This is a genomic window from Sphingobacterium sp. SRCM116780 (assembly GCF_021442025.1).
Lineage (GTDB): Bacteria > Bacteroidota > Bacteroidia > Sphingobacteriales > Sphingobacteriaceae > Sphingobacterium.
In genome coordinates this window covers 3,211,109-3,227,665 of sequence record NZ_CP090446.1, presented here as the reverse complement: position 1 = coordinate 3,227,665, position 16,557 = coordinate 3,211,109, and the positions used below count along the sequence as shown (strand labels likewise).

16 protein-coding genes are annotated in these 16,557 nt (G+C 36.3%); 9 read left to right on the top strand and 7 right to left on the bottom strand.

Annotated features, from left to right (window positions below):
* Window positions 1-134 precede the first annotated feature (134 nt).
* Window positions 135-2,396, bottom strand: a complete 2,262-nt coding sequence (locus LZQ00_RS13860; RefSeq protein ID WP_234509874.1) for a family 20 glycosylhydrolase — start codon at window positions 2,394-2,396, stop codon at window positions 135-137.
* Between the two features lie 150 nt (window positions 2,397-2,546).
* Here LZQ00_RS13860 and lipA point away from each other — a divergent pair, with 150 nt between their 5' ends.
* The 7 genes from lipA (at window position 2,547) to LZQ00_RS13825 (ending at window position 9,233) form a co-directional block, all read left to right on the top strand.
* Window positions 2,547-3,428 (top strand): lipoyl synthase, encoded by an 882-nt coding sequence (lipA, locus tag LZQ00_RS13855; RefSeq protein WP_234509873.1) that lies wholly within the window; start codon window positions 2,547-2,549, stop codon window positions 3,426-3,428.
* 91 nt (window positions 3,429-3,519) lie between these two features.
* Window positions 3,520-4,083 (top strand): Crp/Fnr family transcriptional regulator, encoded by a 564-nt coding sequence (locus LZQ00_RS13850; RefSeq protein WP_234509872.1) that lies wholly within the window; start codon window positions 3,520-3,522, stop codon window positions 4,081-4,083.
* An 83-nt stretch (window positions 4,084-4,166) separates the two neighbouring features.
* Window positions 4,167-5,564 (top strand): TolC family protein, encoded by a 1,398-nt coding sequence (locus LZQ00_RS13845; RefSeq protein ID WP_234509871.1) that lies wholly within the window; start codon window positions 4,167-4,169, stop codon window positions 5,562-5,564.
* Window positions 5,565-5,566: 2 nt separating this feature from the next.
* Window positions 5,567-6,538 (top strand): HlyD family secretion protein, encoded by a 972-nt coding sequence (locus LZQ00_RS13840; RefSeq protein WP_234509870.1) that lies wholly within the window; start codon window positions 5,567-5,569, stop codon window positions 6,536-6,538.
* Between the two features lie 5 nt (window positions 6,539-6,543).
* Window positions 6,544-7,728 (top strand): ABC transporter permease, encoded by a 1,185-nt coding sequence (locus LZQ00_RS13835; protein ID WP_234509869.1) that lies wholly within the window; start codon window positions 6,544-6,546, stop codon window positions 7,726-7,728.
* Window positions 7,729-7,944: 216 nt separating this feature from the next.
* Complete coding sequence (locus LZQ00_RS13830; RefSeq protein WP_234509868.1) at window positions 7,945-8,190, top strand: hypothetical protein; 246 nt, start codon at window positions 7,945-7,947, stop codon at window positions 8,188-8,190.
* Window positions 8,191-8,534: 344 nt separating this feature from the next.
* Complete coding sequence (locus tag LZQ00_RS13825; protein WP_234509867.1) at window positions 8,535-9,233, top strand: hypothetical protein; 699 nt, start codon at window positions 8,535-8,537, stop codon at window positions 9,231-9,233.
* 126 nt (window positions 9,234-9,359) lie between these two features.
* Here the strand turns inward: LZQ00_RS13825 and LZQ00_RS13820 are convergent, their stop codons facing one another.
* Entirely contained in the window at window positions 9,360-9,770 is a 411-nt protein-coding gene (locus tag LZQ00_RS13820) for a BrxA/BrxB family bacilliredoxin (protein WP_234509866.1), read from the bottom strand.
* Between the two features lie 172 nt (window positions 9,771-9,942).
* On the opposite strand from LZQ00_RS13820, the gene ahcY reads away from it, so the two are divergent.
* Window positions 9,943-11,259, top strand: a complete 1,317-nt coding sequence (ahcY, locus tag LZQ00_RS13815) for an adenosylhomocysteinase (protein WP_234509865.1) — start codon at window positions 9,943-9,945, stop codon at window positions 11,257-11,259.
* A gap of 61 nt (window positions 11,260-11,320) precedes the next feature.
* Here ahcY and LZQ00_RS13810 read toward each other — a convergent pair whose 3' ends face one another.
* The 4 genes from LZQ00_RS13810 to upp form a co-directional block, all read right to left on the bottom strand.
* Complete coding sequence (locus LZQ00_RS13810) at window positions 11,321-11,848, bottom strand: AAA family ATPase (protein ID WP_234509864.1); 528 nt, start codon at window positions 11,846-11,848, stop codon at window positions 11,321-11,323.
* A gap of 6 nt (window positions 11,849-11,854) precedes the next feature.
* Complete coding sequence (gene pnuC, locus LZQ00_RS13805; RefSeq protein ID WP_234509863.1) at window positions 11,855-12,457, bottom strand: nicotinamide riboside transporter PnuC; 603 nt, start codon at window positions 12,455-12,457, stop codon at window positions 11,855-11,857.
* Window positions 12,458-12,514: 57 nt separating this feature from the next.
* Entirely contained in the window at window positions 12,515-12,988 is a 474-nt protein-coding gene (locus LZQ00_RS13800; protein ID WP_234509862.1) for a ribonuclease H-like YkuK family protein, read from the bottom strand.
* Between the two features lie 116 nt (window positions 12,989-13,104).
* Entirely contained in the window at window positions 13,105-13,752 is a 648-nt protein-coding gene (gene upp / locus LZQ00_RS13795; protein ID WP_234509861.1) for a uracil phosphoribosyltransferase, read from the bottom strand.
* Between the two features lie 154 nt (window positions 13,753-13,906).
* Between upp and uvrB the strand changes: the two genes are divergently transcribed.
* The gene (uvrB, locus tag LZQ00_RS13790; protein ID WP_234509860.1) at window positions 13,907-15,937 is read left to right on the top strand and encodes an excinuclease ABC subunit UvrB; all 2,031 of its coding nucleotides are present in this window, start codon (window positions 13,907-13,909) and stop codon (window positions 15,935-15,937) included.
* A gap of 101 nt (window positions 15,938-16,038) precedes the next feature.
* On the opposite strand, the gene LZQ00_RS13785 is transcribed toward uvrB, so the two are convergent.
* Window positions 16,039-16,467, bottom strand: a complete 429-nt coding sequence (locus LZQ00_RS13785; RefSeq protein WP_234509859.1) for a hypothetical protein — start codon at window positions 16,465-16,467, stop codon at window positions 16,039-16,041.
* Window positions 16,468-16,557 lie beyond the last annotated feature (90 nt).

Genomic DNA, 16,557 nt, shown 5'->3' with positions numbered 1-16,557 from the left:
AGTGCAAAATTACATTATTTTATTTAATTTTTTGCTATTTATTTTCAGATAAATGATTTAAAGGAATAATATAGGTCAACTTAAAAGATGTGACAGCTCTAAAAATGTCACATCTTTTAAAGCTATAACCACACTTAGTAGACAATAAGCTCGTCTGTAAATAGAAATCCTTTTTTAGTATTCGTTGCTACTACACGCACATATCTTGCTTGTTGAGGCTTCGCTAATTTTAACTCAAATCTTTTAAAGATGAGGGTAGGATCTTGATCAGAAATGTCATTTTTAATAACACCTACCTCTCTAAAAGTACGTCCATTTTCGGATAATAAAACTTTAAACTCTCCTGGCATAAATACACCAGGACCACTAAGCTGCATAAAATTCATTGCGACACTATTGATTTCTTCACGACGTTCAAAGTCAACAACAACATCTAGATCTTTTAGAAAACCTTGCCATTGCCCATCCTGATATGTTAATCCTCCTTTAATACCATTGGTTAGCGTCAAGTCTTTCTGTGCAGGATATCCTTCGCTCCAAGGATTATTATAAGTCACGGTTTTACCGATGGCTTTATGTACATCCAATTGGATTGTTTGAATAGGCCCTACTTGAGTGGAATCTAAGAAATATGCTGCATTTACGACTGTTGGTACAGATAGATCAAACGGATTATTGTAAGGTGCAGTATGATAGGTTGGTTTGGATCCATCTATGGTATAATGAATATTGCTGGCATGTAACTGTTCTGAGCTTAACGTTACCGTATTCAAGGATTTCTTTTCGTCAAAATCTACTTTATAATTGACATTGTAAGAAGGACGATAATAATTCACTTCAAACTTTTGCAATAATTTGTAGTGCGATTGAAGTCGTTTATGAAAATTAGGCCAGTTTTTTAATTCAGACTTTGTCCATACCACTTCAGATAAAGCTAACGCTCTAGGGAAAGCCATGTATTCGATCTGCTGATAATTTGGCATGTACTCTGCCCATAAGGTCGCTTGAGCACCAAGGACATGCTTAACTTTATCTTGTTGAATGTCTTTTGGAATAGGATTATATTCATACACTTTGCTGAGCGGTAGGTAGCCACCAATCGTTTCCGGTTGCGTTCTTGGATCAGATTGATAAGAATCAAAATAAAGATGAGAACCAGGAGTCATAATCACATCGTGACCTGCATTTGCAGATTTAATACCTCCAGATTCACCTCGCCAACTCATAACTGTTGCCCCTTTTGTTAGTCCTCCTTCCAAAATCTCATCCCATCCAATGATTTTTCGACCTTTCGATTGTACATATTCGTCCATTTGTCTGATTAAATAGCTTTGTAGCTCTTCTTCAGATTTTAAGCCCTCTTTTGTTTTTAAAGCTTGACATTTGGGACATGTCTTCCAATGTTTTTTATCAGCTTCATCTCCACCAATATGAATATATGGAGAAGGGAAAATAGCAATGACCTCATCCAACACATTTTTCAAAAATTCATATGTTTTCTCATTTCCAATACAGAATTCAGATTGGGTATATGGTTTACCAGAGCAAGATAACTCAGGATAGATGGCAAGTACCTCCTCTGAATGTCCAGGCATTTCAATCTCAGGAATGATATTTATACCCTTTTTTGCAGCGTAGTCGACGAGTTCCCGAGCTTGTTCTTGTGTATAGAACCCACCACTAGCATTGGGAGAGCCAGCATCAACATACTGACGACCATTGTTCCACCAATCTTTCCACTTGACATGTGTACGCCAAGCTGCTTTTGAAGTTAGTTCTGGATATTTTTTTATTTCCAATCGCCAGCCAGCTCCATCCGTTAGGTGCCAGTGTAAATTGTTGAATTTATATATTGCCATGATATCCACAAACTTTTTCATAAAGGAAAAAGGGATAAAATGACGAGAAGGGTCTATGTGCATACCCCGATAGGAGAAGGCTGGTTGATCTTCAATATCGACTGCATGTATTTGAGCAGGGTTATCTTGTAGATATCCCAGTTGAACCAATGTATAAATAGCATTGATTAAGGGAGGAACTTCATGTGCGATAATAAGAATACCTTTTTCATCAATAGAAATACGATATCCAGATTTATCTAATTTATCCGTATCCTCAGCTTTCAATATCCGAATCCCTTCTTTGGGAGCTTTTTTTACTTTTTTGACGATTTCCGTAGTTATCGATTCGATAGCAGGGTGTTCAGGTAATAATTGAGCAGCAGTTAAAAACTCTTCTGATACAAAAACTTTTGGAGAGGCAGGAATTTCGTAGGTTCCTACCACAAGAGTCAAACTAGCAGGTTTTGGAATTAAATCAAAATTTTCTTGCGCAAATATGTTCAGGGGAAGTATTCCCACAAAAAGTAATATTGCTATTGAGTGAGTAAATCTCATGTGAATAGGTGTTAAATATGACGCACGTAACAAATATCTTAAAAAAAACAATACGTTCAACACTATGTATTGCTTGTTAAGTATTAATTATGATAATATTCATACAAAACGTGGATAAAAAATTACAGTAATAATCATTAACTTTGCTTTATGATTGAACTTCCTGTTACTCCTGCAACACAAGCACAGCGTAAGCCTGATTGGTTGCGTGTAAAATTGCCTGTAGGTAAAGAATATAGACATGTCAGAGGCCTTGTGGATGAGCATAAGCTACATACCATATGTGAGAGTGGTAACTGTCCTAACATGGGAGAATGTTGGGGTGCAGGAACTGCTACGTTCATGATCTTGGGTAATATCTGTACACGCTCATGTTCTTTTTGTGCAGTATCAACTGGTAGACCAAAAGCGGTGGAATTGGATGAACCTGCGCGTGTAGCCAATTCTGTGAAATTGATGCAGGTGAAACACTGTGTGATTACTTCCGTTGACCGTGATGATTTAAAAGATGGGGGTTCTACGATCTGGGCAGAAACCATTTTAGCTATTCGTCATGAAAGTCCTACAACAACTTTAGAGACATTGATTCCTGATTTTAAAGGACAGTGGGAGAATCTTGACCGTGTGTTGGCTGTTCGTCCAGAAGTAGTTTCACATAATATAGAAACGGTTCGTCGTTTGACTCGTGAAGTACGGATTCAAGCAAAATATGATCGTTCATTAGAATGTCTTCGTCGTATTTCGGAAGCAGGTTTGCGTACTAAATCAGGAATTATGCTTGGTTTTGGTGAAACAGAAGAAGATGTTATCGAGACCATGCAAGATTTGTTTAACGTAGGAGTTGATATTTTGACTATCGGTCAATACCTACAACCGACGAAAGCACATCATCCAGTTGTGGAGTGGATTACACCAGAGCAATTTGATAAATATAAAGAAATTGGTTTGAAAATGGGATTCAAATATGTAGAATCGGGACCATTGGTAAGATCATCTTATCATGCAGAGAAACATTTGTTTGATATGCAATAAGAATAAAATTGGAATTGTAACGCCTCAAATAGTTAACTATTTGAGGCTTTTTTTGTGCGGTATTATCAGTAAAATTTGGCATATTTAGGGCATGAGTGTATTGGCATATTTTAAAAGCTTGTATCCTATTGATGACGATCTGGATTTATTCTTTGAGCGAATTATTGAAATAAAAGAATTTCATAAAGGAGATGTAATTTTTGAGCCAGGTAGTTATTTGAAATATATTTATTTTATAGAAACGGGCATGACCCGTATTTTTTACTATAAAAACAATAAGGATATTACGCATTATTTCTTCGGACCCAATACATTTAGTACAGGCATAGAAAGCGTCTTTTATCAGAAACCGTCTTTATTTGGCTTTCAAGCCCTGACATCATGTAAGATTTCATTAATTCCTTTTCAAGCGATTTATGAGCTAGCCAAGACCAATATCGTGGTCAATCAAATTATTCAAAAGGCATTGTTAGATTCTTTAATTAATTTTTCCAATCGTTTTTATAATACACAATTTCAGTCCGCATTGGAACGGTATCAACTGCTTCTGGCAGAGAATCCAGAACTCCTTCAAAATGCTTCCCTTGGTCATATTGCTTCTTATTTAGGTATTTCCCAGCAGACACTGTCAGTCATAAGAGGACAAGTCGTTTAATTTTTTCCTTTTTTAAGATATCTGAAAATTTAATCCATAAAACATAGTCACCTTTGTATTGTTACAACATATACAATCGATTTATGAATATGGTATTAAAAAAAGTTGTCATCCTTAGTTTTTTTCTGTCGTTTTTAACAACAGAGCTGTCCTTTGCGCAGCAAGGCATCACAGCACGATTGAAAGAGCCTATTTTAAAAGCAATTCAAAATAGTACGGAGATTAAGAACAGCTATTTAGAAAATCAAAAAACGATTTTAGATAAAAATAGTGTCGGTGGTAAATTATTGCCTCAGGTAAGTGCCTTGGGTATGTATGGTTACTTGAATGGCTCTGGAGAAATTGACTTACCGACAAGAACATTACCTATTTTGGGTCTTGACTTATTTGATGGTGCTCAAAAATTTAATGCCTCTTCTCAAATCGGTCTCGCGGGTGTAAATGCGACTCAAGTTATTTTTAGCGGATTGCAAATCACGAATGGTAAGAAAGCGTTGGACGAAAAATTTAAAGCGCAACAACTGATGACAGAAGCTAGTTATGATCAGGTAGCACAAGAAGTCGTGCTGGCTTTTGATCAAATTATGTTACTAAAAGAAGTTGATGCCTTGATTCTGGATTCAGAAAAAAGATTGAATAAGGAACATTTAAAAGTGATAAAAGCAATAGAAAACGGTCTAGCAATTCCTTATGATCGAGATAAGATAAAATTGGCCATGCTGGAACTGGAAAGTAAAAAGGCAGAGTCGTTTAATAATCGAGAACTGCTATATTTTAAATTGGAAGAATTAACAAAAATGTCTGTTGAAGAGCTTAAAAAATTAGATTATTCACTCGAATTAATGTTAATAGATTCCTTACGATCATCTATTGAAAATAGAAAAGAATTACAGGCTTTAAATGCATCGCAACGTGCTTACGAATATGTGTTGAAAAAAGAGAAAGGAGCTCGCTTACCACAGGTTTTTGCATTTGGGAGTGCATTTTACGTCAATGCATTTGATACAAAATTTAAGCTGAAAGATTTACCTCAAGTCGGCAATCTTAATCTATCTGCCAATCATTTTCAACTGGCACCTAGCTTTGCTTTAGGTGTTGGTGTGAAGTGGACTGTTTTTGATGGAAATCAACATCGCAATAATATCAAGAAAGCAAATATTGATTTAATGATGAATCAAAATAAATTGAATGATACCAAAGACAAACTTTCGTTATTGAATCGTAAGACATACTCAGATTATCGATTGGCAGTGAAAAAAATTGCTGTTCATCAGCAACAAATCAAAATTGCAGATAATAATCTTGATTTGGCCTCTAAACAGTTTGAAGCAGGTTTAATTGATGTGACAGAGCGGTTAAGTGCTGAAAACGAAATGTACAAGCAGTCGTTGAGTTATTACAGTCAATTATTGTTACAACGTAGTGCAGCTTTAGAATTGCTGAAATCACAGGGAAATCTTTACGAATCATTAGTCAAATAGTCATGAAAAAAATAATATATATAGTAGGAATAGCGGTATTAGCACAAAGCTGTCGTAATGGTGAAAAGGTTAAAAATACTTTCGAAGGAAAAATTGAACGAGATCAGATTTCGGTAACAACAAAAATTCCTGGAAAAGTACATCAAATATTGGTAAGTGAAGGAGCGATTGTTCAAGCTGGAGATACCTTGATGATTCTAGAATTTCCAGAAGTAGATGCGAAGTCGGCTCAAGCAAAGGGGGCATTAGATGCTGCTCAGGCACAGTATAATATGGCAGTAAAAGGAGCAACAGATAATCAGTTAAAGCAATTGCGAGCAAAGAGAGATGGATTACGTGAACAATACGAATTCGCACAAAAGTCGTTGAAACGCATGCAGAACCTCATTAAAGATTCTTTAATCGCTCAACAACAATATGATGAAGTGTATATGAAATTTCAAGGCGCTAAAAATCAGTACTTGGCTGTGCAAGCCGAATTGGCAGATGCTGAAAATGGAGCTCGAATAGAACAACAGCATATGGCACTGGGTCAGAAAGAAAGAGCGCTTGGAGCTGTTTCTGAGATCAATGTTGCGACGAAGGAACGTTATATCATCGCACCACAAAATATGACGGTAGAAACCATTAATTTGAAGGTCGGTGAACTTGCATTAGCCGGATATAGTTTGATTTCAGGTTATTTGATTGATGGAACGTATTTTAGGGTCACCATTCCAGAAAAGCAATTACAAAATCTCACTGCAGGAAGTAAACAGGAACTTTCTTTTCCTTATTTAAACAATAAAAAAATCACAGCGGAAATTGTTTCTGTTAAAGCTTTAAGCTCTTATGCAAATATTGCCACAGCCTATCCAGATTTTGAACAACAGGAATCGTTGTTTGAAGTAAAATTGAAACCAATGCAGAGGGAAGATGCACAAAAACTGTTGACCAAAGCAACCTTCATTCTTCACATTGGCACTACAAAATAAGTATTATGCGGACATTTTTATCTTTATTAAAGCGAGAATTTCAGCTGTTTTTCCAAAACAAGGTCTTGTTAATGCTTTTCGTTGGAGCTCCGATTTTATATGGTGTTTTAATTGGTGCTGTCTATCAAAAAGGAAAGGTGACACATTTACCCATAATTGTTGTGGATGAAGATCATAGTCCACTTAGTCGGCAATTGATCACCATGTTCAATGAAAGTGAAGTCATTTATGTAGCAGCTGTGCTGCCAGATGCTTTTCATGCAAAAGAAGAAGCCTTAAAACATGAAGCAACAGTAGTTGTACAGATTCCGAAGAATTTTGATGCAAATGTAAATTATAATCGATCGACAGAATTGACTTTTTTTGTGAATGCCTCCAATACATTGACGTCCAACTATGCGAGTATGGCGGCGAATGTTTGTGCTACCACACTAAAAGCTGGGATTCAGATAAAAGCGCAGCAGAAAAAAGGAGTGCCAGAATATGTCGCTACACAGCAGTATGAACCTTTTAAGACGACTATTATTCGTCAAAATATTAAAAGTGGAAATTATTTATACTTTATGCTTCCCGGTGTGCTCTTGACGGTATTACAACAGGTGATGATGCTTGGACTTGCATTAAGTTTTGCTTCGGAATTTGAGAAGGGAACATTTGCAACCCTAGTTGCCAAATCATCTAACATAGGGATGTTGATACTCGTAAAGATAGCGCCTTACTTAATCATGTCTGTCGGTATTTATTTACTATACTTTGGTTTTTCTATCTTTTATAGAATGCCTTTGGAAGTGGATATGGGAACATTTCTATTGGGGACGATCTTGTTTCTACTTGCGGTTAGTTTTATAGGAATATTAGTCAGTATCCTTATTCCTAGTCAACTTAAAGCAACGGAGATCTTAATGGTTATTGCTACCCCTAGTTTTATTTTGAGTGGTTTTACCTGGCCATTAAGTCAAATGCCAGATTGGGTAGTATGTATTTCGAAACTCATACCGCTTACACATTATTTGGAAATATTCCGAGTCTTAGTTATTGAGCATGGTACAATAACCAATGTTCAGTCTTCTATAATAGCACTTGCTATCACAGCACTTGTTTGCTTCATGCTCTGCTTTATTTTGTTATCTATGAAAGTGAAAAGAATGAAAAAGCAAACGTTGACGACCAGACAGGACACTAAAATATAAAGTTGAAATATGAAGGTTTTAATAGACAACATCCTTGCTATTTGAATTTTAAAAATAAGGATGTTCAGCAATTAGATACATAATTATTATAATTCGATAATAATCTATTTTTTGTTGTTAATTAATTGTAAATAAGTTTGTTAAACTGATTTTATTTTGTTTGTGGCATCTCCTTTGAGCAGTCTCAGTCATTGAACACTTAAATTCTTTTCAACTATGAAAATCATGAATTTTCCTACAAAAATAGTAACGGTAGTTGCTATGCTAGCGGTATTCGGTGTATCACCGATAGCTGCTCAACAAACACATCCTGAAAAGGTTGTGAAAAAGACTGCACAAGCAGTAAAACCATTGGCACCTGTGAAGAGAGCACATGTAGTAAAAGATTCTATTTCTCAAAAGAAAACTACAGATATGAAAGTTAAAAGTGTAGCCCCTAAGGCAAAATCAGCAACAAAGTAATTCGAATTTGGATCGTCTATAGGAGAAAAGATTTTACTAGGGCAGAAGTAGAGCCTTTTTTCTAAAAGATGGATATGTTTTTCTCGATTTCATCGTAAAGAGCTTGCCTAAGCTGTATCTGACTTTTCTCAAATAAAAACTTTTAACTGTTTCATGAATTGGACAAAATCGTGTACTAAATTTTAAGTACGATGACTATCTTTTTTATGAGACTTTTGTGTAAACCTTTTTAGTAATACTTCTAACGTTAAATCTTTGTTAATTATGTCTGAATGAAGATTTTTTTAATTGTGTGGCATTTGTTTTGAATTATCGAATATAGTTTAAAAATAAAATATTGGGTTATGAATATCTCAAATTATTTCAAAAAAATGGCAGCATTAGCTGCATTTGTTTCCATGTTTGGAGTTACAATAAGTAATGCACAAGAAACAGCTCCATATAAGGCGGTGAAAAAACCTGAAAAGGCTGTTAAAAACATGACAGTCAAAACTCAGGATGCAACAAAGCAACAAGCAAAGAAAGGAACAGTTGCCGCAAAAGATGAAGCAGGTAAAGCGGTGAAGTCTGCAGAGAAAGCAAAAGTTAATACAACAAAAACGACGGAAGTTGCTAAGCAAAAAGTAAATCAAAAAACAGCCACTGCAAAAAACGAAGCTGGTAAAGCGGTGAAATCTACAGAAAAAGCAAAGAATGATGCAACAACGGCGGCAGTAGCGACTAAACAAAAAGTAAAACAAGAAAAAGCTGTTGCAAAAGATGAAACAAGTAAAGCAGTGAAATCCGCAGAAAAAGCAAAGGATAATGCAACAAAAACAGCGGAAGTAACAAAACAAACCGTTAAAAGGGAGGCTGCTAATACAAAAGATGCAGGACAAAAAGCAGTATCGTTGACGCAGAACACAACTAAGGCTACTAAAACTGCAGTATCAGATAAATTGTCTTCTGAAAAATACAATGGACATGCCGTATATATTGGTCCAGAAGGAGGTAAGTATTATATTAACAGCAATGGTAATAAGACCTATATTCCGCGAAAATAAATAACAGAGAACATTATCAATAAATCTCTCGTTGTTATAATTTTTTTTGACAAGAGATAGAAAATGAAGAAAGGCTGCTCGAATAACTCGAACAGCCTTTTTAATTCAAAAAATCAAAATAAATGATTAACAGTACTCGTCAAAAGCTGCAGCTAAATTATCTGCAATCATTTGTGCAGAGCGACCTTCAATCATATGTCTTTCAATCATGTGTACCAATTTACCATCTTTGAATAAAGCCATCGCTGGAGAAGATGGAGGATAAGGTAACATGTAATTTCTAGCTTTATCTACAGCCTCTTTTTCCATACCTGCAAATACAGTTACAAATTTAGTAGGATGTTTTTCGTTTTTCACAGCAGCTTTTGCTGCCGGACGAGCATTTGCTGCTGCACAACCACATACCGAGTTCACAACGACAAATACAGTTCCTTCTGTTGCAATAGCTGCATCAACCTCTTCTGGAGTTTTTAATTCTTCGAAACCTACATCAGTAAGCTCTTTACGCATAGGTTCTACTAAATATTCTGGATACATAATCTTCTTTTTAAAATTTAATACTACAAATATAAGGGTTGTCAGGAGGTAAGTCAAGACATAAGTCTCAAAACAATGTCAGAATTTGAAAGCTTTCAATTCCAACGTTTTGATTTAAAGGTATTGAATGGTATTTTTGCTAAATAAATTTAAAATTTAAAAAGAATAAAATATGTCATCAGTAGAAAGTACATACGTACCTTACAAAGTAAAGGATAGCAGCCTTGCTGAATGGGGCCGTAAAGAAATAGAATTAGCGGAAGCTGAAATGCCTGGTTTAATGAGTCTTCGTGCTGAGTTTGGTGCGGCAAAACCATTAGCAGGAGCGCGTATTGCAGGTTGTCTTCACATGACTATCCAGACAGCAGTTTTAATTGAAACATTGGTTGAATTAGGTGCTGATGTCACTTGGTCTTCTTGTAATATCTTCTCTACGCAAGATCATGCTGCTGCTGCTATTGCTGCTGCAGGGATCCCAGTTTATGCTTGGAAAGGGATGAATGAGGAAGAATTCAACTGGTGTATCGAGCAGACGTTATTCTTTGGTGAAGAGCGTCAACCCTTGAATATGATCTTAGATGATGGTGGTGATTTGACCAATATGGTCTTTGATAAATACCCAGAATTGATTGCTGGAATCAAAGGTTTATCAGAAGAAACAACGACTGGTGTTCACCGTCTTTACGAACGTATGAAAAACGGAACATTACATTTGCCTGCGATCAATGTAAATGATTCTGTTACAAAATCTAAGTTTGATAATAAATACGGTTGTCGCGAATCATTAGTGGATGCGATCCGCCGTGCGACAGATTTAATGTTAGCAGGTAAAGTTGCTGTTGTTGCGGGTTACGGTGACGTAGGTAAAGGTTCTGCAGAATCTTTACGTTCTTCAGGAGTACGTGTTATCGTAACAGAAATCGATCCGATCTGTGCTTTACAAGCTGCAATGGAAGGTTTTGAAGTGAAAAAATTTGCTGATGCTGTAAAAGAAGCCAATATCGTTGTGACAACGACAGGTAATAAAGATATCGTTCGTCCAGAGCATTTCAAAACGATGAAAGATAAAACGGTTGTGTGTAATATCGGTCACTTCGATAATGAAATCGATGTTGCTTGGTTAAATGCAAACTATGGTAATACAAAAGTTGAAATCAAACCTCAAGTAGATAAATATACGATCGATGGAGTTGACATCATTTTATTGGCTGAAGGACGCTTGGTAAACTTAGGTTGTGCTACAGGTCACCCTTCATTTGTGATGTCTAATTCTTTCACAAATCAAACGCTAGCGCAATTGGAATTGTGGACGAATACAGCTGCTTATGAAAATCAAGTGTATACACTTCCAAAACATTTGGATGAGAAGGTAGCGCGACTTCACTTAGCACATATCGGTGTAGAATTAGATGTGTTAACACAAGAGCAAGCTTCTTATATCGGAGTAACTGTAGAAGGTCCGTTCAAAGCGGATGCTTACCGTTACTAGTATACGATATGATATAGTAGAAACAGAAGCCCTATCATAAAATGATAGGGTTTTTTTATGTTTATTTTTTAAAATATGTTGCTATTGCCTCAATAGCATTTTTGAATCGCTCTTCACCTAGTCCCGATATGATGGTATACTTAGCATTCAAGGAGCGCAATTCTGATTCCCAGACAGCCATGAAGTGTTCTCGTTGATCAGGAAAATCACGCAAAGGATCTTCTACCCAAGGAAGGTCAATATTCATAAGCAGATAGAGATCATAATGGTGATGATTAATTTCATCCTTTACTTCTTGTGGGGTATCGCCAAATAGGTAATCGCACCAGATTTTGATCGTCATGATGGTCGTATCACAGATAAGAATGTCATTTTTTGCCAAAGGTATCAACGTATTTTCCAATGCGATTTGACCATAATACATATTGACTTCATCTTGCAGTGTATAGGTGTTCCCTAAGTTTTTACAATATTCGCGAGCATATTCTGGTACGCAAACCGTATTCAAATATTGAGCAAGTTCTTGAGCAATAGAAGATTTTCCTGTTGACTCTGGACCAACTATTGCAATCTTTTTTAACGTATTCATTCGTAATTATTTTGACTTTTGATAGGTTCTATTCCAATCATGATACCCGTTCCAAGCAATAAATGCAAAGGCAAGATAAAGAATCGCGGTTAATAATAAGCTTTTGTGGAAATATAAGGGGATATAACACAAATCAACAAAGATCCACAAGATCCAGTTTTGTAGTACTTTTCTTGTCATTAAAAACTGAGCAACAAAACTAACGGAAGTGCAGAAACCATCTGCATAAGGAACATCAGAATCTGTGATATGGTCTAAGAATATGCCTAATAAACCTGCGAGAACAAAGATAATCAACACCGTATACAGCATTTGTCTGTTGGAGAAAGCTACGATGGGTTTTTCATCTCTTTTTGTTTTTCTTATCCAATAATACCAGCCATAAACAGCGGTAAAAAGAAAATAAAGTTGGAGTACGGCATCGCCGTATAATTTACTTTCGAAGAATAAGAAAGCATAGGCCAAAACACTGATGATACTAATCGGCCAATTGAGAATGTTTTGTTTAGCAGCAAGATATACACACATAAAACCCGTTAGTGTACCTATCCATTCCAACCAAGTCGTTTGATTAAATTGTTGGAAAATTTGCTGAAAGAAATCGTGCATACCTAAAAAACTTATCGCTTTAAAGATACATAACAGCACGCAATTTTCTGAAATATTCTACTGTACTTGCTTGTTGGCACAAGTTGTACTAGCAAAAGATTCGGGTTTAGCTTTGAATACAAATCCCATTCCCATGATATAACCCATGGCTTCTTTTAAGGCTACGTTAGATTGAAAATTTGGATTGGTATTGATGTCGGCATGTACTTCCAGATCGACTTGGTATTGTTCTAGAAGTGGACAAAGTTGATAGGCAACTTCGATAGATTTTTGAACTTCAAGTAACATCCGTTCCTTGATACTCATGAGATGATACCTTTTGTCTTTATGTACAAACATAAATCCTCCGCGATGCTCTCGGAGAAATACAATGACAGTTGCAAAGTCGATTGTACCTCGTTTTACCTGAGAGTCTGTTCCAATATATACTTTAAGTTTATTGCCTAAAGCTATTTCTCTCAATATATTTGTTTCAACTGCATCTCGTATGGATGTTTTGATGCTTTCGCCGTTGTATTTCTGCCAATTCATATGAAAATTGTTTTTTGTGTGTAAAAGCGTATTCCATTTTATAGATTAAATTTACTGTTATATAAGGTGTTAACATCAATGATGTGTGTTAAGTTTTTACTATTAAATTATAAATTCTAGGAGTGCTTGTTCCCATAAGCAAGATCTCCTGCGTCTCCTAAACCAGGTACGATATACGCTTTGCTTGTCAATTCATTATCGACTGCACCCACCCAAATATGCGCTTTTGGTAAAAAAGCTTGTACGTGTTTAATACCCTCTTCAGAAGCAATTGCGACAACTAGATGTAATTCTTTGATGGCATAATCACTTAACAAATCTTTACAACATAAGACCGCACTTCTTCCTGTAGCTAACATTGGGTCAGAAAGGATCACCACTTTATGATCCAGATCGGGTGTATTCACGTATTCTTTACGAACTTCAAACTCGCCACTTTTTTTTGTGTGTCGATAAGCAGCAATAAAAGCACTGTCAGAATGATCGAAAATATTCAATAATCCTTGGTGCATCGGTAAACCCGCTCGGAGTATGGTTGCCAAAACAGGTTGTTCAAGGAGCATTTGCGTGCTTGCTATTCCTAACGGTGTTTCTACATCTTTAGGAGCATAGGTCAATGTTTTACTGATTTCATAAGCAAAAATTTCTCCTAAACGTTCAAGATTGCGACGGAAACGCATGCGATCTTGTTGAATTTGGACATCGCGCAATTCTGCAATATATTGATTCGCAATGCTATTCTGGGTACTGAGGATAGTTAGCATATGATATAGTTTAAAGTGATTAGTAGCAATTTACACAAATATTCTTATTTATCGCATGATTATCAGCAAAATAGTCCTGTTATTATGTGCTCATGGAAATATGTAAATGCCTCATATATTTTGATTAAATTTGTGAGTACTTGAATAGGATTTTATGAAGTTTCAGCTTACGTCAGAATATAAACCAACTGGAGATCAGCCAGGAGCCATTAAAGAATTGGTAGCAGGCCTGAATGAAGGAGAACAATATCAAACATTACTTGGAGTTACTGGATCAGGGAAAACGTTTACCGTGGCAAATGTGATTCAGCAAACACAAAAACCCACGCTAATTTTGAGTCATAATAAAACATTAGCCGCACAACTGTATGGTGAATTTAAACAGTTTTTTCCACAGAATGCGGTTAATTATTTTGTTTCCTATTACGACTATTATCAACCAGAAGCGTTTATAGCTTCATCCAATACCTATATAGAAAAAGATCTAGCCATCAATGAAGAGATAGAAAAACTACGCTTGGCAACGACAACAGCACTGATGTCTGGAAGGCGTGATATCGTAGTCGTATCTTCTGTATCCTGCATTTATGGTATGGGTAATCCAGAAGATTTTTCTCGTTCCATCTTTCGCTTTGCCGTTGGAAACACGATTTCTAGGAATGCTTTTTTACATCGTTTGGTTGAAATCTTATATGCCCGTACAACAACAGAATTCAAGAGAGGAACCTTTCGTGTGAAAGGAGATACGGTCGATATATACCCCGCTTATCTAGACTTTGCGGTTCGGGTATCATTCTTTGGTGATGAAATAGATGAGTTAAGTGAGATTGATCCTGTATCTGGAAAAACGTTAAATAAGATGGAAGATCTAGCTCTTTTTCCAGCGACTTTATTTGTTACACCAAAAGAAAAATTCACTTCTTCCATATGGGCTATTCAAGATGAAATGGTACAGCGGAAAACACAATTGGAAGATGAGGGAAAAATGTTGGAAGCAAAACGCTTGGAAGAACGTGTCAATTACGATTTGGAAATGATGCGTGAGTTGGGATACTGTTCAGGAATTGAGAATTATTCCAGATTTTTTGATGGTCGTGATCCAGGCATGAGACCTTTCTGTTTATTGGATTATTTTCCAGAAGATTATCTTCTTGTTATCGATGAGAGCCATGTCACAATTCCGCAACTACGTGCTATGTATGGAGGAGACCGTTCGAGAAAAATTGCTTTAGTCGAACATGGGTTTCGATTACCAGCCGCTTTGGATAATAGGCCTTTGAATTTTCCAGAATTTGAATCCCTGACTAATCAGACGATTTATGTCTCTGCGACACCTGGTGATTATGAGTTACAACAAACAGAAGGAGTTTTTGTGGAGCAAGTTATTCGTCCGACGGGCTTATTGGATCCGATTATAGAAGTGCATCCCGCGATCAATCAGGTGGATGATTTTCTAGAAGAGGCCGATAAAGCCATTAAAGCAGGAGGACGTGTTTTAGCAACTACTTTGACGAAGCGGATGGCAGAAGAGCTGACGAAATATATGACGAAACTGCATATAAAAGTGCGTTATATCCACTCTGAAGTAAAAACCTTGGAGCGTGTGGAAATTCTTCGTGGATTGCGTTTGGGAGAATTTGATGTTCTGGTGGGGGTTAATCTATTAAGAGAAGGATTAGATTTACCAGAAGTAACGTTGGTCGCTATTTTAGATGCCGACAAGGAGGGTTTCTTACGTTCGCAAAGATCATTGATCCAAACGATTGGACGTGCAGCACGTAATGATAAAGGTCGTGTAATCATGTATGCGGATAAGATGACCGATAGTATGCGCGCTACAATTGAAGAAACGAATCGCCGTCGTGAAAAACAAATGAAATATAATGAAGAACATCATATAACACCTCGGACGGTTGGTAAAACAAAAGAGGAAATTATGGGACAAACGTCATTATCTGATTATAATGGATTGGAACAACAAATATATGTAGAACCAGATCCGTCAGTGAGCATTGCAGCAGATCCTGTATTGCAGTATTTGGGTGAGAAAGAACTGAAAAAAGCTATTGACACCGTCCGTAAGAAAATGGAAAAAGCGGCAAAAGAAATGGACTTTTTGGAAGCTGCGAAACTGCGGGATGAAATGTTCTCGCTCGAAAAGTTATTTGAAGAAAGATTCTCTTAATCGTAGGTTTTACGAGAGCTTACCAATCAAGTTAGCAGTGGTTTGTTTTCTGTAGGATTGCGTGATACCTTGAAACAATAAAAGCCGGATTATTCTGGCTTTTATTGTTTTTCTTTATAAAGTTCGTCACCTCCCTTTATTAATGTCCAGCAATGATCATCTTGGATCAATCTGTAATCATTATTTGCATACTCGTGTTCTTTTACATGCTTGAGAACAATACTTTCTGGGTTTTCTTTAATAAACACTTCTGCTCCATGTTTAGCCTCGTCAATAATTAAATAAGCTGCCGTTTCGTACGTATCTTGATTATTGATGACACCCAGTTGTATTTGTTCGAAAGGTCGCACACAGCTATCTTTTAAAGTTGACCAAGTATAACCCGCACTTGCAATACAGCCATTTTTATCTTTGTCCGCTCCGACGATTGTCGAATCCTTTGTATTTTCAGCCTGCTTGTTATTTGTATTGGATTGACAAGAAACAACTGAAATCGCAGCTGCTATTATCATGTAAAGTATACGATTCATAATTTGATCTATTAAGTTCATGATTATACTGCATAAACTGTACCATATAAAATATATTAATTTACTAGATTTTTTTGATAAACCTTTCTT